1 protein-coding gene is annotated in these 439 nt (G+C 46.7%); it reads left to right on the plus strand.

Translation table 11 applies throughout. From position 1 onward, the window contains the following. Positions 1 to 95: 95 nt before the first annotated feature. Positions 96 to 439, plus strand: a 344-nt coding sequence (locus B2633_RS08450; protein ID WP_483170165.1) for an ABC transporter ATP-binding protein, incomplete at its 3' end; no start/stop codon positions are given.

The raw sequence follows: 439 nt of genomic DNA on the forward strand, positions 1-439 counted from the left end.
CAAAAAAAGCTCTTAATACGGAATCTAAAATTTCGATCCATAATGTAAGTCGAATTTACCCGATTAAAAATACCGGTGAAGGGCCGAAGCGTTTTGTGGCCATACAGGATGTCAATCTTGAAGTTGAAAAAGGCGAATTCATAGCCATTATAGGATCAAGTGGGTGCGGAAAATCCACCCTCCTCGACTTAATCGCCGGTCTGGCTCATCCGGACTCCGGCGAGATTTATATAGATGGCCGATTGATTACCGGTCCGGCCCTGGACAGGGGCATTGTTTTGCAGGGATACGCGCTTTTTCCCTGGCGTACGGTCCGGGACAATGTTGAATTTGGCCTGGAAATAAAAGGTGTACCCAGGGCTGAACGCGGAGCGATTAGCGACAAGTTTATCAATTTAGTGGAACTACAGGGTTTTGAAGATCGCTATCCCCATGAGTT

The organism is Syntrophomonas sp. UBA1041 (assembly GCF_002316705.1).
Lineage (GTDB): Bacteria > Bacillota > Syntrophomonadia > Syntrophomonadales > Syntrophomonadaceae > DTU019.